Annotated in this window: 11 protein-coding genes; all 11 read right to left on the reverse strand. The window is 49.1% G+C overall.

Annotation, left to right across the window (positions count from 1 at the left end):
- Positions 1-7 precede the first annotated feature (7 nt).
- Entirely contained in the window at positions 8-8296 is an 8289-nt protein-coding gene (locus FYJ35_RS15455) for an Eco57I restriction-modification methylase domain-containing protein (protein WP_154522329.1), read from the reverse strand.
- 62 nt (positions 8297-8358) lie between these two features.
- Positions 8359-10479, reverse strand: coding sequence for a type IA DNA topoisomerase (locus FYJ35_RS01970; protein ID WP_154522332.1), 2121 nt, complete (start codon positions 10477-10479; stop codon positions 8359-8361).
- A gap of 226 nt (positions 10480-10705) precedes the next feature.
- On the reverse strand, positions 10706-11857 hold the full coding sequence (locus FYJ35_RS01975; protein ID WP_154522334.1) for a DUF5688 family protein: 1152 nt from the start codon (positions 11855-11857) through the stop codon (positions 10706-10708).
- 64 nt (positions 11858-11921) lie between these two features.
- Positions 11922-12569, reverse strand: a complete 648-nt coding sequence (locus FYJ35_RS01980) for a CD1107 family mobile element protein (protein WP_154522337.1) — start codon at positions 12567-12569, stop codon at positions 11922-11924.
- A 3-nt stretch (positions 12570-12572) separates the two neighbouring features.
- Entirely contained in the window at positions 12573-12911 is a 339-nt protein-coding gene (locus FYJ35_RS01985; RefSeq protein ID WP_154522340.1) for a DUF4315 family protein, read from the reverse strand.
- A 12-nt stretch (positions 12912-12923) separates the two neighbouring features.
- A complete protein-coding gene (locus tag FYJ35_RS01990) occupies positions 12924-15578 on the reverse strand; it encodes a C40 family peptidase (RefSeq protein WP_154522343.1) in 2655 nt (884 codons plus the stop codon).
- A 29-nt stretch (positions 15579-15607) separates the two neighbouring features.
- On the reverse strand, positions 15608-16099 hold the full coding sequence (locus FYJ35_RS01995) for a hypothetical protein (protein ID WP_154522346.1): 492 nt from the start codon (positions 16097-16099) through the stop codon (positions 15608-15610).
- Positions 16077-16895 carry a class B sortase gene (locus tag FYJ35_RS02000; RefSeq protein WP_154522349.1) on the reverse strand — a complete coding sequence of 273 codons (819 nt, stop codon included), beginning with the start codon at positions 16893-16895 and terminating at the stop codon, positions 16077-16079. Before FYJ35_RS02000 ends, FYJ35_RS01995 begins: the two co-directional genes overlap by 23 nt.
- Positions 16892-19552 (reverse strand): VirB4-like conjugal transfer ATPase, CD1110 family, encoded by a 2661-nt coding sequence (locus FYJ35_RS02005; RefSeq protein WP_456300129.1) that lies wholly within the window; start codon positions 19550-19552, stop codon positions 16892-16894. Before FYJ35_RS02005 ends, FYJ35_RS02000 begins: the two co-directional genes overlap by 4 nt.
- A 196-nt stretch (positions 19553-19748) precedes the next feature.
- Positions 19749-20147: a PrgI family protein gene (locus FYJ35_RS02010; protein ID WP_154522352.1), complete on the reverse strand. Its 399-nt coding sequence runs from the start codon at positions 20145-20147 to the stop codon at positions 19749-19751.
- A 77-nt stretch (positions 20148-20224) separates the two neighbouring features.
- The gene (locus FYJ35_RS02015; RefSeq protein ID WP_154522355.1) at positions 20225-21097 is read right to left on the reverse strand and encodes a VirB6/TrbL-like conjugal transfer protein, CD1112 family; all 873 of its coding nucleotides are present in this window, start codon (positions 21095-21097) and stop codon (positions 20225-20227) included.
- Positions 21098-21111 lie beyond the last annotated feature (14 nt).

Below are 21111 nucleotides of genomic sequence, written 5' to 3' on the forward strand. Positions count from 1 at the left end.
AGATGGTTTATAGCGAATATTCGTATTTTCTCAACGGTGCTTGTGTCCTGTAGCTTTCCGATACCTGCTCCTGCTTTTCATGCAGCTTATCCAATACGGAATCCCTGCTTTCGGAAGCCACCATACCTGCACGGTCTGCATAACTCCTTGCGTAAACCGGCGCATCAGATGCCCTTTCCGCCTCCCGGCCTGCCGTATTTGACGCCTTTCCGGCATCAAACACCGGCTGACGGCTTTTTTCTGCCGCTTCAATGCTTGCGTCCGTATTCTCATCAATGCCAAACGTATCGGGAGAATCACGTTCATCCATATTCAGCAGGGAATTTAACTCTGCAAGCCGGGCAGACTTTTCCGCAAGCTCCGCCTCCTGTGCAAATGGCTTTCTCACCTCCTCCTGTGCCGTTGCCAGCTGTTTTTGTAAATTGTCGAATTTCTGTTCCGATTCCGTCAGCTTCTTCTCAATGCCTGCAAGGGCATTGGTGATACGCTGAATATTGCCAAGCGCATCCTTCCCAACCTCCACAGTGCAACTGCACTGCCGCTTAATCGTCAGCTGGTAGACCTGATGGAAGCTGTCAAAACTGGCAGTCAGAGAAAAACCCTGGTATTCTCCGATCTGTCCGCTGGTATTCACCGCTTTCAGTCCGGCGCAGGCGGCGATCAGCGCTGTCCCGGCTTCCTTCCTGTCCATAAACTCCTTGCCGCCGATGATTATCTGAAAATGGTCTTTATCCGCTTCAATGATTGGCTTCGCCGCAGCAAGGTCAGACTTTAGCCCTGCGAGCCGTTCCTTTGTCGCTGTGATCTGTACCGGGTATGTCCGGGCAATATCGGTTTCCAGCCTATACTTTACACTGGTATGGTTTGCCTTCATCAGTTTCAGCTTGCTTACCTGGATATCCAGATCCATCTTTTCCTTAATATATGGATTTCCCGTTGCAAGCGCCTTGATCTCCGCATAGGAAAGTGCTGTATCGTCCACATCCTCACACGCACGGACCGGAGATTTTGAAGTCATGATCTGTGAGATGAATTTCTGCTTGTTCTCCAGGATCTGCCACATATACGCATCGAAGGTTCCCTCCGTCACATAGCGGAAGATCTTCACCTTCCCATTCCGGTTCCCCTGCCGCAGGATACGCCCTTCCTGCTGTTCCAGGTCAGACGGTTTCCACGGACAGTCCAGATGATGCAGTGCGATCAACCGATCTTGCACGTTGGTTCCGGCACCGAGTTTTGGAGTGGAGCCGAGCAGGATACGTATCTGCCCAGCCCGCACCTTTGCAAACAACTCTGCCTTCTTGGTTTCTGTGTTTGCGTCATGAATAAACGCAATCTCCTCCTCCGGTACGCCTCTGCCCATCAACTTTGCTTTCAGGTCATCATAAACATTGAATGTGCCATCCGACTTCGGTGTAGAAAGATCACAGAAAATCAGCTGTGTTCCCTTTTCCGGTGTGGAATCCTGCCATACCTTAAAAGTATTTTCCACACAAAGGTTTACCTTACTTTCCGGAGCATCCGGGAGCATATCGTTGATCAGCCGCTGATCAAGAGCACATTTACGCCCATCGTTGGTAATCTTCAACATGTTATCGATCCTCGGGTCAAGCCCTCCGCCACGGACAACCTCTGCACGTTCCGCAAAAGACGCCACAAGGTCTTTCTGCTCCTCGCTCGGTTCCAGCACTTCATTCACGTACTCCGCTTCCGGTACGGGAAGATTCAGCATATCTGCCGTCTGTACATCCGCCGCTTCCTTAAACAAAGAAATCAGCTCTGGAAGATTGAAAAAACGGGCGAACCGTGTTTTTGCACGGTAGCCCGTCCCTTCCGGTGAAAGCTCAATCGCTGTCACGGTCTCTCCAAAGGAAGCTGCCCAGGAATCAAAATGTCCCAATCCCAGCTTCTGCAGTGTATCGTATTGTAAGTATCGCATGATCGTATAAAGCTCCACCATGCTGTTGGACACCGGCGTACCCGTTGCAAACGTCACTCCCTTCCCCCCGGTCAGTTCATCCATGTACTGGCATTTCATAAACATATCCGAGGATTTCTGTGCGTCCGTCTGGGAGATACCCGCCACGTTCCGCATCTTCGTATACAGAAACAAATTTTTATAACTGTGCGACTCGTCCACAAAGAGCCTGTCCACACCCAGCTGTTCAAAGGTTACGACATCATCCTTCCGGCTCTGGTCGTTGAGTTTTTCCAGCTTTGTTTCCAGTGTCTTTCTGGTCTTTTCCATCTGCTTGACAGTATAGCGGGAACCTTCTTCCTCCTTCGCCTCCTCTATCGCCATCTCCAGGTCGTCAATCTGACGCTCAATGGATGTAATCTGACGCTCCTTTGAAAGAGGGATCTTTTCAAACTGGCTGTGGCCGATGATGATCGCATCATAATCCCCTGTAGCGATTCTGGAACAGAACTTTTTCCGGTTTGCCGGTTCAAAGTCTTTCTTTGTAGCCACAAGGATATTTGCTCCCGGATAGAGCCGCAGGAAATCACCTCCCCACTGCTCTGTCAGGTGATTCGGCACTACATACAGACATTTCTGCGCCAGCCCCAACCGCTTACTCTCCATGCCGGCAGCAACCATCTGGAAGGTCTTGCCCGCACCTACACAATGGGCCAGCAGGGTATTATCCCCATATAGTACATGCGCTATGGCATTTTTCTGGTGCTGCATCAGCTGGATCTCCGGCGTCATACCTACAAACCGGATATGACTCCCGTCATATTCGCGGGGACGAACGCTGTTGAACAACTCGTTATAGGTCTTACATAGATCCTCCCTTCTGTCCATATCGCGGAAAATCCACTCCTTGAAGGCTTCTCGGATCATCTCCTGTTTCTGCTGTGCCAACATGGTTTCCTTTTTGTTCAGGACACGATGTTCCCCGTCAGCATCTTTGATTGTGTCATAGATTTTGGTATCTTTCAGATTCAGTGCATCCTCCAATAATCGATAGGCGTTTGCTCTTCTGGTTCCATAGGTGGAAGTCACAAGCGAATTACCGTAGGAATCCCGGGTTTTTCCAGAGATATTCCACTGCCCGCTAATTTCAGCGTACCGTACCTGAATATCCCTGCCGAGCATATATCTCGGGGTCTGAAACAGTTCCCCCATGAATTGCTTCACATATTCCGGCTTGACCCATGTTGCGCCAAGCCGCACTTCGATCTCCGAAGCATCCAGTTCCTTCGGCTGCACCTTCTCCAGATAGGATACGTTGATGGCAAATTCTTCATTATTCTCCGCAAACCGCCTTGCTACCTGCAGCTTCTCCCGGACATTGCCGGAAAGATAGGCATCCGAAGTTTCATAACGGTCTGTCAACGGATTTTTGAAGATCACGCCCTGCAGCTCACTGATAATCTCCTCCTCCGGTTTCCCGGTCAGTTCCGCCATATACGGAAGGTCTACCCCGGCTTTCTCTCCGATGGAAAGAGCCAGTGCCTCGCTTGCCGTGTCCACCGATGTGACCGGCTCTGCCCTGCGGATGGTGCGTTTGGAGAAAATATCGGCTTTCCTCTCCAGGTTTCCTTCTTCATCCAGGATCTCCAATGAAGATAACAGACAGTAACTGGAATCCTGCTGAAAAGCCCTCTTATTCGCATTACTGCTGATAATGTCGTATTGTACCGTAAAATTATCATATTGCTCATTTAACTGCCTCTGAATCAACGCTACTTCCGCATCGCTGCCGTTATTCATCTGAACATCCAGCAGCTTCTGCACCGTGTTCCTGATTTCAATCATACCAAGCACACGCTCTGTCGTGACTGCAGGCAGTTCCATCCGGTGCATCCGGGAATTCTCCCGGTAGTACACATTCCCGTCCACGTTGGTGAAGCTGAAATTTTTTACGGAAGAGTCAGCTGGAATAGAGTTATCCACTTCTTCCAGTTCTGAATCCGTCAGCTCCATTTCTTCAATCGTAGCCTGCAAATGGCTGCAGGCTTCATGAAGCTGGTCGGCAAGGTTTGCCCCCTCTATGGGTTTTACCGTCACTTCCTGCTTGCCATATTGTGTGCTTTCCGTTGTGAACTCGCCCAGCACCATCTCCGGGTGCTGTACAAAATACGCATTGATACTGTGACCTTCCGGTGTCGTTCCAAGATGTACCCAATCCGGCTGTGTTAATGCTGCCCGGTCACGTTTCTGGAAGAACAGGATATCCGCTACCACGCCCGTATTGGCATTCCGCATAAAAGCATTGTTCGGCAGGCGGATCGCACCGATCAAGTCAGCCCGGTTCGCAAGGTACTGGCGTACCGATTCGTTCTGTTTATCCATCGTACCTGAGGATGTGACCACTGCAACCACACCGCCCGGCCTCGTCAAGTCCAAAGACCTTGCGATAAAGTAATCATGAATCAGAAAGTTATAGCGGTCATACCTGCGGTCATTCACTTTATACTGGCCAAAGGGCACGTTTCCGATCACACAGTCAAAAAAGCTGTCCGGGAACTCCGTTTCCTCGAAGCCCTGAACAGCGATCTCATTTCTCTGATACAGTTGTCTGGCGATTCTACCGGATATGGAGTCCAGTTCCACACCATACATTCGTAGATCGTTCATTGTCTCCGGCACAAGTCCCATGAAGTTCCCAACACCGCAGCTCGGCTCCAGCACGTTGCCGGAGGATAATCCCATGTTGCCCAGGACTTCATACATGGCCTTGATTACCGTCGGTGAAGTGTAGAACGCATTGAGTGTGCTTGCCCTCGCTTCCCTGTATTCCTCCGAGGTCAGCGCCGCCTTTACTTCCGCATATTCACCAGACCATTCCCGGCGCTCTGCGTCAAATGCCTGCGATATGCCTCCCCATCCTACAAATCGGGACAAGACTTCCTGCTCCTCCGGTGTAGCAAGCCTGCCCTCATTCTCCAGTTTTTTCAGCATATAGATAGCATCCATGTTTGCCTGGAACTTTGCTTTCAGGCCGCCTGCGCCGAGATCATCATCGGTGATGTGAAAGTTGACCGGCTCCTGTGTCCGCTCCGGTTCCCTGTCCCTCGGTATCAGATCAATCACAATCTGCCGCAGTTTCGGGATTGTTTCATCAGATATTTCAATTCCACCGTCATCAGATACATCTTCCAGCGGCAGGTTGTTTGCCGCCCGCAGGTCATTGATTTCTCCTATGGACAGCTCGTTGCTCGCGATAAAGTCAAATACTTCATGAAAAGAAGCCCTTGTGTGCGCCTCCATCCTGCCCTCAATGTCAACGATCAGCTGCATCTGTTCCGGAGAAAATGCCGGATTACAAAGCGGCTTCAGGTCATACCCCTTTTCCGCAGCGCTATAGATCACATCCATTTGCTCCGGGGAATAATCCTCATACGCAGTGCCGGTTGCTTCCATTGCATCGAATACCCTCTCCTCAATCGCTGAACGTGCAGCATTCTCAGCCTCATCATCTTCGATAGTTTCTTCAAGGGATTCTCCGGCTATTTCCTCTGCATTGCTTTCCTGTATACTTTCCGATTCAACTTCGGCAGCTGTTTCCTCTGTAACATCTCCCTGCTCCATTTCAACGGGAAGATTTTCTGCCGCCTGCATGAAATCAAAAATGCTGAGCTGATGTGTAGGTGCATCAATCTGAAACGGATTATCTTTTACCGGCTGCGGGAAGATTGTGAAAGAACCATCCGCATAGCCGTGAAGCTCTGTCAGGTTGCGGAGCCTCTTCTCATAATCCTCTGAATCTAATGGCAGTCCCGCAAGCACCGCATCCATCTTTTCCAGAAGTTCTGCGGTCCGGTTCGGATCTTCCAGAATAACCGGAAGTTCTTTCCTTGCCGCCTCATTGAAGAAATCCTCAGTGAATGGCCTTTCAATTTCCTCTGAAAGTCTACTATAGAAACCGATCACGCGATTCGCCATCTGTTCCCGCTCATAGGCAGACATCCGTGCAAAATCCCCGGCAGTCAGAAATCTGTCATTCTGGATCAGATAATCCACCCGCTGTGCCACCTTCAGCCATTTCAGCAGGGTACTGGCATCTGGGCTGCCATAATTGCCCCGTTCCAGTTTCAGTCCCTTTGCGCTATAGTCCGCATGGGACGCATCCGCACCGGATAAGGCATGACTCTGACCTCCGGTTCCGTACCTGTCTTTCAGGAAATCCGCCCGTTCCCTGTTATCCTCATGAGCGAGGTAAAAAGCATACGTGGCAAGCCTTCCATCGGAATAAATGCCGCCTCTGCAAAGGTAAGCATCGATCTCGTCCTGCGTAATAAAAATCTGATGGTCAATCCATGAGAATCCTTCCCTTGCATCAAAAGGAACAGCCTCTTTCATAAATTTTTGAAACTGTGCCAGCATCCGATCCGGGTTATAATATTGGAAGCGCATGATGGACTTGTCTTCCGCATACGCATCCGCAAGTCCCTCCAATCTCTGCACAAGATCGGTGACATTTTCCGGATGTGATAGATACTCAGCAATCCGCTCCGTCTTTTCCGGATATCCACCGGCAAAAAGTTCCGTATCGGCAAAGACCAGCTCCGCAACACCCTCCGCCATATCGCCTTCCATATAGGCAAGCGCCTGTGCATGTTCTGTGAGTGCATTGTTGCGGGCAGCATCCAGTACCACCTGCGGCGCATACTCTCCCTGCCCTAAAAGCTGTTGGATTCTACTGGTCACATCCTCCCATGAAAGAACTGCCTTATCAAGAATCCGATCTTCCACCGTATGTCCGACTGCGATCTGCATCCCCATCTCATCAAACCAGACGGAATAATCCTGACCATCGATGGTGAAGCCCTTGCCTCCACGGCCGTACTCCCGGCGTACAAAGTCCATATACTCCTCCGGTGTCTGTTCGATCATAAAGTTATAAATGATGCGCAGCTGACTCCTGTCCCGGTTACCGCCGGTACGCAGAATTTCATCCACAACATCGGACGGGATAGAAATTTCCCCAGCATAAAGCGCTTCCATCCTCGCCTCGATCATTCGCTTTTGTGTATTCGCTGTCGGAAAGTCTGGCAAAGAGAAAGCAGAGGCGATTTCATCCTCTGCTTCGTTCATATCCTGTTCCGTTACTTCGTCGGTCAGCTGTAGATCAATTCCGCCAGCACGATCTCCTCTGCCCGGTTCCTGATGCTGTTCATCCTCGCCACCCAGGTCATCGGATCGTCTGCTTTCAGCTGCTCCGTCACGCCTTCCGCCTGCGCCATCTGCGATGCGGTCAGTTCCATCTGGCCGTTCGCCCTCTGATCGATCTCCTGCAGATATTGCTCCAGCCTCCCGGAGAGCATCATGCTCTGATACCAGTTCCTCTTGTTCTCTTTCAGATAGTTCTTCCTCAGCATCCCGTACTTCCCATAGTTCACCGGACTGTCCTCGATCATCAGATTCGGAAACAGGTAATCCCCCTTCCGCTGATATGTTATCGCCATGCTCTGTGTCATGTCCATCCTCCCCTCTACTCTGTATTTCTTTGCTTTCTCGCTTTAAAGTGCTAAATTCATTATAGTCCCTTCTGTTTCTCGTTTCAAGACTCTGTCGGGCATTTTCTCTCTGATTTTCACGCAGGATTGCTGCAGCCTCCCTGCCAATATCCCGCAGAACCGGCTCTGCGATCTGATGTACCGCATTTCCGATAAAGGAAAGCACTGAGATATGGTTATAATCTGTGATCCCGGTAAAATCATCCGCTTCCATTGTGTCCATCGGATCCAACCCACACCGTTTCGTCATGATGTAGTAGACACTGTTTTCCAGAAGGGTACGGAAAGATACCCTGACCGCATCTTCACTAAGTCCTTCCAGGAAGGTATCATGCAGCTCATACTCGATCCCATCCATCGCTTCATCCAGGTTCTCCGCTGCATACTGTTCTGCCAACTGCCGCAGCGCTTCAGATAATGTCGTTATGCCCCCTATATCCAGGTCATAGGTGTCAATCAGATGCTCTTTGATCCGGTTCTCATGCTTCTTATCGATCTGCCACAGCCAGGGAGTGCGCCCGCCTGGTACAAGGTGTGTGTCGGAAATATCGAATACATAGCGCAGCTTCTTCCTCGGTCCGGTATCGTCGATCAGGGCGATCCCTTTTGCACCCCGGTTCACCCAACGCCCCATCTTGCTGTTCCATACTTCCAGTTCAGCGCAGGCTGTCGCCTCCGGACGCTGTGCATGGATCAGCATACTGTCTGAGAAATCGTATCGGTAGAGCTGTGCCGCTGTGTCCAGATAGCTTGTCCAGTCCCTGGGTGAGCGACTGATCTCCTGTGCGTGGAGATCCGCCAACGCACGGATGTCGTTATACCTTGACATAAATTGCCTCCTTCATATTAGCAGACGACACCTGCCAAATAGCCGGTGCCGTCCATATTTTGTTACTGTCTCTTCTTACCGGATATCCGTTTCGGAAACGCCATCTCAAACGAAGTCTTTCCATCCTCTGTGACTTCCAAAAGAAGATCTGCTTCAAATGTCCTCCCGGTCTTTGCTGAATAGAAATCCTTTGCGTGTATCCTGCCATTCTGAAGCAAGTCAGACGCCATTTTCTTATCTATGGTTTTCTTCATGGAAGACAGATAACGGTTCTCTTTCCAGAGAGCGAAGGAGCAGTCCCGGTTACTGCAATAGAAATTGCGCCTGCCTTCATATACCGGGCTGTCGCACACCGGGCATTTCCCGATTGCTTTCCGGTCACTTGACCCATCAGAAAACTTCTGCCTTTCCGCATCCGGGATAGCGCGGCACCCGGCCAGCATCTTGTCGATCAATCCATAAATGTCAGCCATGAATGCATCACCCGTAGTCTGTCCCCGCTCCATCGCAAGCAAACGGTTTTCCCAATCTGCTGTCATCTGTGCCGATTTCAGATACTCCGGCATAAGGGCGATCATTTTTGATCCGGCCTCTGTCGCAATGATCTTTTTCTTTTCCCGCTGAGCATATTTGGATGAAATCAATTTTTCAATAATGCTCGCCCTCGTTGCCGGAGTTCCCAATCCCTTGCGTTCCACTTCCGTCTCCATATCTGCATTCCCTGCACGTTCCATCGCTGCCAACAGACTGTCCTCTGTATATGGCTTCGGTGGCTGTGTGAAATGATCTGTTACTTTGCTTTCTACACCATAAAGAATCTGTCCTTCCAAAAGATCCGGCAGGCTACAGTCAGCCTCACCGCCATCTTCCTTCTCTTCCTTGACACGGAGATATTTTTTCAGGGAATCTTCATACTGCTTCCATCCAGCATCTGTTACAGCCTTCCCCCTCGCAGAAAACAGATTCCCGCAGCAGCTAACTGTCACCTTCATCGTGATATACTGATGCTTTGAAGCCGTTGCGCAAAGCAAACGATTTGCCACCAGTAAAAAGAGTTTTCGTTCTCCTTCCGAAAGACTGTCCAGATTCACCTTTGCAATCTCCGCAGTCGGGATAATGGCATGGTGATCAGATACCTTTTTGTTGTTCAACAGCCTTTCGACATTCGGAGTGAATGAGCGGCCGGGAACAAAAGACAACAGGTTGCAGAGAATGTCGATCATACCCTTCGCCGTATCTGCCATATCGTCCGTCAGATACTGGCTATCCGTCCTCGGATAGGTCAGCAGCTTATTCTCATAAAGAGACTGTGCGTATTCCATGGTCTGTTTTGCCGTGAAGCCAAATAAACGGTTCGCCTCCCTCTGCAGCGTAGTCAGGTCATACAGTTTCGGAGGAACTGCAGTTTTCTTCTCACGATCAATGCTCAGGACTTCGGCATCTTTTCCGTAACACATATCTGCGATCTGCTCTGCTTCTCTTCTGCTGTCCAGATGTTTTGAAATTGCATCCAGACCCTCGGAAAGAGCATGTACCACGAAATACTGCTTTTTCTGGAAGTTTGCGATCTCCGCTTCACGCTGTGCCAGCATGGCAAGCGTTGGAGTCTGTACCCTTCCTACGCTCAGGCGATAATCATACGTCTTTGTATAGGCTCTGGTGGCATTCATCCCGATCAGCCAGTCCGCCTGCGCCCTGCATACAGACGCATCCGCCAGATTCTGATACTCTCTTCCATCCTTCAGATTCGCAAATCCATCCTTGATTGCCTGATCTTCCATGGACGATATCCAAAGCCGCTTTACCGGAAGCCGACTGCCGGAGAGGTCATATACACGTTTAAAGATCAGCTCCCCTTCACGTCCTGCATCACAGGCATTTACCACATAATCTACAGAAACCAAAGATCCTGTCAGAAGTTTTTTTAATACCTGAAATTGCTTCGCCTTGTCCTTTTGCACAGTCAGTTTCCAATCTTCTGGAATGATCGGTAAATCGGCAAAGTTCCATTTCCGGTATTTCTCATCGTATGCTTCCGGCATGGCATACTCCGCTAAATGCCCCAGACACCAACTGACCATGCATTCCCTGCCGGATAAGTACCCATCTTCGCTCTTGTATGCCCCAAGCACTTTCCCAATCGACTGTGCCACGCTGGGCTTCTCACAAATCACTAAATACATGTCGTTCCCTCCATTCTGAAAAAGGCACCCGGAGATTCCGGATGCCCTGTCTGTTGTTATGATTGTTATGTTTTTTCTTACGGTTTCTTTTTCTCTGATTCCTTCTGTTTTGCCAGAACGATAAGCAGCATATGATATTTTTTGATTCTTTCCGCCTGTTGTTTCTGATTTGTCTTTTCCATATGATCATTCCCTTACGTTTAACGTACCCGGATTTGTCCGGAAATCATTCAAGTGCTGCTCCTCTGTGCCGATTCAGTGTATCCTTTTTCGGCTGCTCCTTGATCTGCTCCTTCTTTTCGTTCAGCCTTTGCAGTACAGATTTCCTTTCCGGCTTCCTGTCCTCATCTCCGGATCTTCGGTCCTGAACTTTTGAAGCCGGTATTTCTTCCCCGAAAAGTACCGTCCTTTCTGCCGATTTCTGGTGCAGCTGCTCCTTCTTTTCCATTCGATGTTCAAAAGTCTCGGCCTTTTCAAGCAGATGGTCGGATACATCATAATGATATACACGATCAGACAGGCGGTCTGTCGATGCCACTTCCGCCTCATTGATCTGCTGTACCATTATTTGAAGATCCCGGTAATCCGTCTGTCCGTCATCCGGCAAAATCAGCACTTCATGAACGGAAGACGGCAGGATAAAGAAATCTGATTCCATATGTGCGGCGATCTCTTCCATCTGACCCGGATAAAATAAGGTTCCGGCCCCATACACGCCCTGGTCATTGGTCAAAACCATCAACGGTGATTCCCCCATCGGAGGCATCATATCCGCATCTACGGTCATTTCCGGTGCTATTCCCATCATGACTTCTGCCATGCTTTTATAAACTGCCGGGAACATACGCTCCGAGTTCTCCAGCGCATCTGCATGAAGCTGCTCAGCAGTTACCCCATACATTTCCAGCATTTTATCCGTAATCGAGGTAGAGGCCTGCACGCCGCTTAATCCTTCAAATGCAATATGATAAGACACGGCCAGACCGTCTGTTTCCTTGTGTGGCGACATGCTGAGAAAGGTTTCATTCTCTCTGGCATCACAGACCCGGATGAACAGATGCCGCTTCACCTGTTCGTAGTCCTGCAGCCATCCGATCTTTAATTCCGGTATTTCCATCTGTGCCTGTTCTGCCATCCGTGTAAGAATCTGCTCTAAGTCCCCTCCGGAAAGGTATTCCTGATAATGCCCGGTCAGGTTGATATTCGGAACAGAGGCCTGCCCTTCTCTGCCCACCGTCATCCCGAGATAGGATTCGTTCAGCTTCTGCATTTCCTTCACAGAAACATCTGCTTCCCTATAGGCCTCCGGCAGATAAGATTTGATCCCTGCTTTGGCCATCTCTACAAACGTTTCAAAAGACATCTTGTTATCCTTCATAGATGTTGTTACCTCCTGTGTTTACTCTCTGACACCAGGTGGACAATCTGATGTTCTGCTTTTATCACTCACTTTCATCCTCATTCTCGGTATCCAGACCATCTCCTGTCTCCATTCCTTCAGTTTCATATTCATCAGCCTGCTTTTTCGGTTTATAAATCTTGAAGTAATAAGCCGCAGCGCCGACACTGATCACGGCAAGGATGATAAGCGTCATCCGACTGGAATTGTTCTCCTGTTTCTGCTTCGGTTCCGGAGTGACTGTTACCTCTGTCTCCGGTTCCGGTGTGGTTTCCGGAACCACGACCACCGGCGGCTCTGTCTCTGGTTCCTTCACAGCTTCATTTAGGAACTCTGATAAGTCATTCTCGTCGATCAGAGAGAGCATATACACGTTGTCCTGATTCCCGGAATGATCTACTACCAGATAAAATGTGTTGTTATTTTTTGTATGAATGGTATAGAAATCCTTCATACCTGAAGAAATCTCATCCCCAAGCTCACCGTTTCCCGGCGTAGAGAATGGCTGCTCTGTTTCTGACTGCGCCTCCTCCACCGGACTTTCTTCGGCCACAGTTTCTTCCGCAGGGGGTTCCGCTGTACTCTCTTCCCAGGTAGGGTCTACAAAGGCAAACGCAGGTGTAACGCTGCCAAACACGACACACATCACTGCCACCGCAGCTGCCAACAGGGTTCTTATCTTTTTACTCATGAGTTATACCTCGCTTTCCGGCGCTTCCTCTGCGCTATTATCCTTTTGACTGTTTTCCGGACACTTTTTCTCAAATTCATCACCAATGGTCAGTTCTGCCTTGTCCGGTTCTTCCTCCTCTACGGGGAAAGTTTCAATCGCTACACTGCCTTCCTGAATCCCGCTCAGAAGGGAGAACAGTTCCCTGGCTCCCAACTTCATCGTGCGGATACTTCGGACAATCTCCTGATCTTCCTCCTGCTTTCTGGCAATTCGAATTTCTTTCAGATGCTCCTGCAACTCCTCAATCTTTGCGATTGTCCGTTCTTCCTCTTCGATCAGGCGTTTCAGTCTTTTGCTCACATCACCGCCTCCTTATGATAATCTGCCAAACTGGTAAAAATGATTTTGCCAGTACGTTGTATTGATACTGGTGTACTGAATGGGATTGCCGCAGTGAATCATCATTCCGTTGCCAACGTAGATCCCGACATGGCTTGCTCCGTCAGTATCATAGGTTCCCTGGAAGAAGATCAGGTCGCCCGGTTTTGCATCAGACGCAGGCACATAGGCAGACACCTCTCTCAGTCCTTCGGCTGTCAATCTCCCGTAATTCCATCCGTTTCCGCAGTTGTTGATTACCCAGCTGACAAAACCGGAACAGTCAAAACTGGTAGACGGGGAAGCCCCGCCCCATACATAGGGATATCCGAGGTATTTTTCCGCTTCCCGAATCATATTGGCGAATTTCGCATCAGACAATGCCTCTGGTGGAATTCTGTAACCGCCATCTACACTGTAACTTGGGATTTTATCCAGATCGAACAAGTAATCCCTGTTACCAAAGGTTTTGTTGAGGATGTCATACCGCTTTTCTTCATCCCCAGTCATACGGTTACGGAGCACGGAATCAAGGTTATGGTTCGTCAGGGTAACACTCATCCGGTTGACAGGCTGTGTCGTTGTAACTTCGATCTCACGACTACCGTTGCTGTCCGCCAAATATGCATCCCATGTCTGATGTCCGTGTGCCTGCGCTGTTGTATGATTGTCATAATAAACATCAAACTGGACACCATACCGGGCAAATGCCCCTGTGTCTTCCACGACATATTCCACACCGTTCATAATGACATGGGTTCCCATCGGAACGAACGGATTGCTCGCATCCACGGCTATGGTATGCTGTGCTGTTGGATAGACCCCGCTGGCCGTTGGCCCGCCAGACCACTGGCCGCAGCAGATCGGGCAATTACAGTAGCCGCTAGTCACGACCTGCCCCAACGAATCCCCAACACGCACCTTTTTTGTTTCTGTCAGGGTCACATCTCGTTCACCGGAAGTGGAGATCCCATATTGTTCCCGAAAGATCTGCTCCAGCTCATCTTTGACCTGAGCGTATGTAAATTCTCCATATTTTGCTGTGAAGTAAGAGATTAGCTGATAAGGGTTGTGGGAAATCTCGTCAATCTGATAACGAAAGTTATCATATTCCGGGTATCGATTGCCAATACCGTTGATCTGCTCATTCAGCGCCTTTTCCATGTCTTCATAAGCGTTTTCCACCTTGTATATTTCATCATCGGTGGATGCGTAAGTAGTAGATATAACACTGCTCCCGGTTCCATGGATCACTGCTGTGCAGCTCGTCACGGAAGCAGAAATCAAAAGGAAAAACACGCCCAGGATACCTAACCCAATCAGCACCTTGCTGTTTCGGCGGAACGCCTCCTTTACAACCGCCGCCGCTTTTGTTGCAAGATTCTGTGAAGTATTAAATACCTGCTGTGCTGTTTTTTCTTCCTTCTTTGCCGCAGCGTACATGCGCCGATATCGTTGTTTCTGGAAAAATTTACGGATCGTAGTCTTCTTCTCTGCTTCCTGTTTTGCAGAATTTACAGCTTTTATTGTTTCCTCATCAAAGTTCAGTTTATGAAGTCCCGCTGTGTCCGATTTTCGTCTGCTTGCGCCGGATTTGGATTTACCCTGCCTCAGATTAACAGAGGCAGCTTTGCGCACGGATTCCTCTGCCAGCCGTTCACCGGTATGGGCTGCCTCCACGCCTGCATTCTCATCCTCTGTTTCATGTACCTTCGCGTGGGCTTCAAGCACTGCCGCCCCGGCGGCACCTGCCGCAATTTTTCTCCCTATCCCGGCTCCGCTTCCACGAACCATCGTTCCCTCAGCATCTTCATCATCAAAGGACAAACGCCCTGTTTTTTTCTTACCGGAAGCAACGGCTCGCTGTTGTTTCCTCTGTTCCTGATTCAAACGCTCCCGTTTCTGTTTAGAAGCAATTTCCTCTTTTGCATCGGACAACTCAACCGTTTCTGTTCTTGAGATTCCCGACAGGCGCTCTTTGCGTTTCTGGTCTGCGGAATATTTCTGAACCTGCTTTTTACTGCGGTCATGGCGAAAGTCAGCCGCTGTTCTGGCCGATACTTCCGACAGTGCCGAAGAATGCCTTCTTACACTGCCCATACGAGAGGAATGCCCCGAAGTCAGATTTTCATCTTCCTCGGCGCCTTCATCCCCGGGATCTTTTTCGGATGCCATCTTTTGCGGAAACTTACATTTTCTTGTTTCTTCCCCTTCCACTGCTTCACGGATCTGTCCTGCACGCTTTCTTTGCAGGACTTTTCTGTCTCCTGTTTCTTTAGAAGATCGCTCTGCATCAAAATCGCCTCCCTCTGGCATATCTTCTCCCTGCGTGTGGGAACGGTCTGGAATATCTTGCTCCCTATCCTGCTTACGTTTCTGAATCTGTCGTGATTTTCCATGGGAATCTCCACGCACCTGGGCATCTGTTTCCTGCTCTGCATAGAGTATTCTCTTTTCTGCCGGCATCTTCTTCGAATGTCGGAATACCCTGGCATCCGAAGAGATATCGCCCTCACGCATACTACTGTCCTGCCTGACTCTCTGGCTCACACGCTTGCTTGTACCGGAACGAAGGTTCTCCTCCAGCAGACCATCGCGGCTCATCTTCTGCACTGTCCGCTCCTTTGCCTTAAATTCTCTTTCGGACATTTGATCTGCCCCCTTTCCCGGCGCTATTGTCATGCTTTAGGTTCCTTGTACTTCGCCCATTTCCGTAGGACTTCAGATACGATATCAACCATACTGTCCGTCTCGCTCATGCCACGAATGGGGCACATCTTCCCAGTGGCAACGGCAGTAAGGACCGTGTCCAGTCGTTCCACCATGCCAGCAAAGGAAATCAAGTCAGAAAGCATTTCATCAAACACTTCTTCCCCGTCTCCCTCTGAAATCTCCTCACAGCTTTCTTCCGGTTCTTTGTGCTTCTCCACCTTGTCAATATCAGACTGCCTCTCTTCGCTTTCGGAGAAATAGTCTTCCAATGCCTTCAGGAAATCCTCGTTCTCTTCAGCAACACCTCCGCCGCATCCCACCACCGCTACCACCGGGACATTCTCTCCGAAGAGATTGCCAAACAACTGTAAAAGTGCCTCCACTGTTTTTTCCGTTCTCTTGTTCTCATTGTTTTTATTCATCATTCGCTTCATATCATTGTCCTTTCCCGATTCCACCTGAAGCATCTTCCTGGACAGCCACCACGACCATCCGACCATTTTTCTGTGTATATTCACAAGTCGATAAAGTTAAAAGCCGCTGTCCGTAGACAGCGGTCACACCCGTATCATAGAAAGAGCGTGATAGACACGCCTTTACATACGATTCATATTTTGTTGGATCTCCTGTCACGGTAAAACCGTAGTAGTCAAAATCATGCCTTGTATAAACCGGAGTGGCAAATGCAGCCATAATCCGGTAGTTTTCTTCTCCGTGCAGGGTCTGGAGTACGACCATCGGATGCTCTTCATAAAAATCTCTGGATTTATACATATCCAGGGCAGCGAACATGCTGCCGCTGTTCATGTGATGCCCGTAAATGATCAGGTTGTCACCGATATCCGGATCACAATCTTCCTCCAGATAAAGTGTCCCGCTTGCCAGGTAATCTCCATAAAAATCCCGGTGCAGATAATAATCCTTCTCCTGCGGATGATACATCACCGGATAGTCAATCGGTGTATCCGGTATCGTGATCCAATAGATGCAGTCCGGGTTGTCATCATGGAGTGCCAGAAGGCCTTCGTCAATGACTACTTCCAGTTCCCGTTTTTCTGATCCCTCACTTTCGGAGGAAGATGTTTTATCCACATCATCCCCCGGAATATCTGCTGTTTCATGGATTTCCTTCAACCTGTCATGCAGATCACTCTCTGCCCGGTAATCTTGAAACATCCCCATCAGGAAATAAATACTGATGGTCAGAAGGACGATGGAAAATAGGAACAGGACTCCTGTAAACCATCGTCTCATTCGCCATCCTCCTCATCGGGCACCTCTGACAGTTTCTTACCCAGCCGCTTGTCCCGCTCGGCCAATGCACCACCCGGTTTTACCATGCGATCAAGCTCCAAGCCAAGCGCTTCCCCCAGATCGTCGTCCTCATCCAGCCAGTAACCCTCCGGGATTTTCTGCGTCTGCCATGAAGTCTGCCTGTCTTTCTCAGCCTGTTCTGCCACCTCTGCAGCTTCCGCAGCTTTTCGCTTCTCGACTTCTTCTGGCTTTGTGGTCATCAAGGCATAGAGCTTCAAGGACTTATCGAATCTGTCCTTAAAGGGGATAATGATATTCCCGTAAAACAAAAGCCCTTCGCCCTCGCCGCTGTTGGTCACATAAGAGAGCTGGTATGGTGAGATATTCAGTTGCTTCGCCAGAATCTGCCGGTCACCGGATGCCTGGTTCAACATGTATATAAAATCACTGTTCTCAAAAATGTTCTCGATCTCCCTGGATGCCAGCAAATCTTTGATATTCTGCGTGATGCCCGTAGGAATGCCGCCCCACTTTCTGAACCGCTTCCAAATCTCTACAGAGTACGCTGCAGTCTGTTCCTCCTTCAAGAGGAGATGGAACTCATCCACATAGTACCGGGTGGATTTATGAGAGAATCGATTTAAAGTTACACGGTTCCAAACCTGATCCTGCACGACCAGCATCCCCAGCTTTTTCAGCTGCTTGCCCAGATCTTTAATGTCAAAACAGATGATACGATTATCCAACCGCACATTGGTCTGATGGTTAAACACCTTCAAAGAGCCATTGACGTAAATCTCCAAAGCTGTAGCAATCCTCTGTGCCTGCTCTTCCTTCTGCGCACGCAGCGTAGCGTACAAATCACCAAGTACCGGCATATTCTCCGGTACCGGATCTTCAAAATATTTCTGGTACACAATCGGCAGACAACGGTCAATCACGGATTTTTCCTCCGCCTCGATGCCGTTCCGGCTCCCCATGATCAGCTCACAAAGAGACAGGATAAAATCGGACTTAAACCCAAGCGGATTATCATCATCAGAATAATCCAGATTGATATCCATTGGGTTGATGTAGTCATGGCTGGTCGGGGAGATATGGATCACCTGACCGCCCAACTTATTGACCAGCGGATAATACTCCCCCTCTGGATCGCAGATAATGATATCGTCCCTTGTGACAAAGAAAGCGTTTGTGATCTCCCTCTTTGCCGAGAACGATTTACCGGAGCCTGGTGTACCAAGGATCAGCCCATTCGGGTTCTTCAACTTCTTCCGGTCTACCATAATCATGTTATTTGAAAGAGCATTCAGTCCGTAGTAGAGGGATTCGCCCTCCATAAACAACTCCTGCGTGGTGAACGGCACAAAAATTGCCGTAGATGTCGTGGTCAGCGCCCGCTTGATTGGGATCTGGTTCAGACCCAGCGGCAGGCTGCTCATCAATCCCTGTTCCTGCATATAATCAAGGCGGCGAAGCACACAGTTATATTTCTGTGCGATACCCGCCGTCTGAAACACTACGTTATCCAGTTCCTGTTTTGTCTTTGCGGTATTCAGGAAGATGGCTGTCACAAGAAACATTCGCTCATTCCTCGACTGCAGATCCTCCAGAAGCCGTTTTGCCTCGTTGCCATAGGTCATCAGGTCAGACGGGATGATGTCCATGTCGTAACCGGAACGAACCGCCTTCTTCTGCTCCTCAATCTTCATCCGGTTTATGTCGGTCACTTTACTCTTTACGAGTTTGATTGCCTTCATCTGATCAATGGACTGGATATGGAGATTGATGATCAGGTTCTTATCCATATCCAAAAATTCCGCCAGCATCTTGTCCGTCAGCTCCGGTGCCAGAATCTGCAGGTAGCTTGCTGCTCCCAGAGTATTCCCCATCTGGAAATACTTTCCGTTTCGGAAGATAAAACTGGTTGGAGCGATAAAGTCCTTCGTAGATAAGCCACTTGTGATCAGCCGCTCATACTGGAAGGAAAATGGATGTTCCTGCTCCGGGTTAAACGTCTCATACATGATCTGCAGGCGTTCCACACCATTTAACGGGTAAGCCCTGACTCCCAGCACCTTGAAATTATTCAGGATATCGGCTTCAATACGTTCCAGTTTCGGTCTTGCCTCCCGCACGCTGTCCGCCTCCACTGCAAAGGTGATATACTTGGTTTTCATCAGGCCGTTATTTCCCTTTGCCAGCTGATCTTTCAGCATCTGCGCATATTCCATACGGACATCATCAAAATCATCATCCTGCGGTGTAATGCGGATAATCTTCTCATACTCAGTCATGTTCGTCTTATGGTTGATGAACGAAAGCTGGAAAAAGATCGTGCTGTCAAAGTAGTTCAGGAAATCACACCAGTTTTCAAAGATGGCATTTTTATCCTCGTTCTGTGCCAGCTGATAATTGATGTCATAAAAACGGATTGTCTTAGAATAGAGCCTATCCTGCACCCGGCAAATCCCGTCTCTGCCCATCTCCCTGTAAGGGATTGACTTTTGTGCAGATATGCGCTTCTCCTTTGTGGTTTGTGCGTTCTTCGCCGATTTTTTATTGTAAGCTGCGTCAGTCTGCTTCCTCTTTACATTCACTTTTGGTGGTGCTTTCTTTTCCAGCTTCCTGCGGCGCTTTTCTTCCTTCCTGTCTATCTTCTCCTGCTTCTTCGCAAGACGGGCATCGATCTTTGCCTGCTTCTTTGCAAGTTTAGCATCGACCTTTTCCTGACGCTTCCGCTCCTTTATACGGATCTTCCGCTGTTGTCTGCGGAGCCGCCTCTCTCTTCGGGTCAGTGGGCGTCCGCGCTGTGGCCGTTCCTGCTCATAGTAATCGTCATACCCATAGTCATTACTTCCGTACACGTTTCTGCCCTCCCTTCTTTACAGCCGCTTGCGGATTTTTCTTCTTATTTATTATTTTCTTTGAAACGATTTTCATTTCATAGATGTTCTCTGTCTCATAACGTCGGATATCCGGTTTCAGGAACCGCACTGCGATGATATTCATCAGCACCTTTTCCAACGGCATTCCATCCTTCTCATACATAGCAAAGAGGAATGCCGGCAGCATCAGAAGCACCATCCCTGTGGCGGCATTGCTGTTCCCGATTACTCCCCTGGTAAGGAAGTAAAACGGCAAACCTATCACCGCCGCTATGCCGAGACAGATGATCTGGCGCTTGGTTAAGTTAAACGCCACTTTATTCTTCACTTTCGTGAGGTCTTTTGGCACGCTCACATAAGCCATATCTGTCCTGCATCCAAAGGCGTTTCATTCGGGGATTGCCGCCTTGGGACGTTTCCTTTCTTTTTATATTTCCCCATTTAGTGGGCATTAAAAATTTGCTTGCTTAGGCTAGAGGTTTTAAGAAGCGTGTAGCATAAAAGTACCGTATATGCAGCTACTCCGAACAACGCAGTGCGCATATTGTCGGATATCTGGATCGTAGCGACCAGAACTCCGTAGATACCTACGCAGACCATCATCAAAAATGCCTGGAACGCAAGTGCAAACAGCCCACGGAAATAGTTGGTGCCAATCTGTCCCCATTCCCTGTTGGTCATGGTGGCGAACGGGATCGGCGCAACCGAAGTGTATAGATAGATCTCAATCATTCGTCCATAGCAGATGATCGTAATCACTATGGACATGATCCTCATACAGAAACTGACAAGCAGGGTTTCGAGTGCCAACACCACCAGCTCCCCGATCTCCATCGTCTCCATCACGGTATCCATCTCCGTTATCATTGAGGATATGTCGATGGCTGTCTCCCCTGATATGACACCAGCTGCAGAATTAACCACCGATTGTCCCATGTCAAAGACCGCCATCGTTATCGTGAAGGTATGGCTGACCAGATACACGGCAATCATCATCTTAAAAAAGTATTTGAAGAACATCCATGTATCAATGTCGTGCATGTTATTTTTCTCGGTCAGCATGGAAATCAGTTCATAGCACAGAACAAACGTGATGATCATGCCTGCAATCGGCAGGATGACCGTATTGGATAAATTCTGTATCATGCTGAAAATGCCGCCATTCCATCCCTGCGGCGTCTGCCCAACCTGCGAAGCGATCTGTCCCGTTTTCTCATTAACATCTGCAAACATCGTCGTCAGGTTGGAATCCACCATGTTCGTCAGTAGAGTCCGTATCCATTCTTCGATTGCTTCAAATACTGAATCGAGCATGGATCGTTATCTCC

It is taken from the genome of Porcincola intestinalis, from assembly GCF_009696445.1.
Taxonomy (GTDB): domain Bacteria; phylum Bacillota; class Clostridia; order Lachnospirales; family Lachnospiraceae; genus Porcincola; species Porcincola intestinalis.

What these genes read in the sequence shown, in the direction of transcription:
- FYJ35_RS01980 (WP_154522337.1), bottom strand. Translation starts at nt 12,569, where the DNA reads ATGAGTAAAAAGATAAGAACCCTGTTGGCAGCTGCGGTGGCAGTGATG.
- FYJ35_RS01970 (WP_154522332.1), bottom strand. Translation starts at nt 10,479, where the DNA reads ATGTATTTAGTGATTTGTGAGAAGCCCAGCGTGGCACAGTCGATTGGG.
- FYJ35_RS01975 (WP_154522334.1), bottom strand. Translation starts at nt 11,857, where the DNA reads ATGAAGGATAACAAGATGTCTTTTGAAACGTTTGTAGAGATGGCCAAA.
- FYJ35_RS01990 (WP_154522343.1), bottom strand. Translation starts at nt 15,578, where the DNA reads ATGTCCGAAAGAGAATTTAAGGCAAAGGAGCGGACAGTGCAGAAGATG.
- FYJ35_RS15455 (WP_154522329.1), bottom strand. Translation starts at nt 8,296, where the DNA reads ATGTCAAGGTATAACGACATCCGTGCGTTGGCGGATCTCCACGCACAG.
- FYJ35_RS02015 (WP_154522355.1), bottom strand. Translation starts at nt 21,097, where the DNA reads ATGCTCGATTCAGTATTTGAAGCAATCGAAGAATGGATACGGACTCTA.
- FYJ35_RS02000 (WP_154522349.1), bottom strand. Translation starts at nt 16,895, where the DNA reads ATGAGACGATGGTTTACAGGAGTCCTGTTCCTATTTTCCATCGTCCTT.
- FYJ35_RS02010 (WP_154522352.1), bottom strand. Translation starts at nt 20,147, where the DNA reads ATGGCTTATGTGAGCGTGCCAAAAGACCTCACGAAAGTGAAGAATAAA.